The following is a 622-nucleotide window of genomic DNA, read 5'->3' as shown; positions in this document are numbered from 1 at the left end:
CGCGGCGGCGCACCCATCATGACGGCTGCCGCGCCCGGTGCCGCGCACCCCGCGGCGGACGGCGCCGCGCTCGACGCGACCGGGAGGGCGCCGGGTGCGGGCGGTGGCGCTCCTAGACTCCGCGCCATGAGCGCCACCCGGCAGGAGCCGACCCCGCGTGCCACGGCAGGTCCTCCCGCCGGCGTGGCCGCAGCCGCCGTCCCCGCCGCGCGCGTCGAGCCCGGCGCCGACGTCGACGGCAGCTCCCTCGGGCCGGGCACCCGCGTGTGGCACCTGGCGCAGGTGCGCGAGGGCGCCGTCGTGGGCGCGCAGTGCGTGATCGGGCGCGGCGCCTACGTGGGCGCCGGCGTCGTCGTGGGCGACCGCTGCAAGATCCAGAACTACGCCCTGGTGTACGAGCCGGCCCGGCTGGAGGACGGGGTGTTCGTCGGCCCGGCCGCCGTCCTCACCAACGACCGGCTGCCGCGCGCGATCACCCCGGAGGGCGGGCTGAAGGGCGCTGCGGATTGGTCGCCCGTCGGGGTGGTGCTGCGCCACGGGGCGTCCGTGGGGGCGCGGGCGGTGTGCGTCGCGCCGGTGGAGGTCGGCCCGTGGGCCGAGGTCGCCGCCGGCGCCGTCCTCA

General features: G+C 79.7%; 1 protein-coding gene. It reads left to right on the top strand.

Annotated elements, in window-relative coordinates:
• Positions 1-126 precede the first annotated feature (126 nt).
• Positions 127-622 (top strand): DapH/DapD/GlmU-related protein (locus ABEB16_RS22000; protein WP_345714299.1); only part of this gene is annotated, 496 nt, incomplete at its 3' end.

This window comes from Kineococcus glutinatus (assembly GCF_039542765.1).
Taxonomy (GTDB): Bacteria; Actinomycetota; Actinomycetes; order Actinomycetales; family Kineococcaceae; genus Kineococcus_A; species Kineococcus_A glutinatus.
The sequence above is the reverse complement of the archived record's forward strand: the minus strand, read 5'-3'. Positions and strand labels throughout refer to the sequence as shown.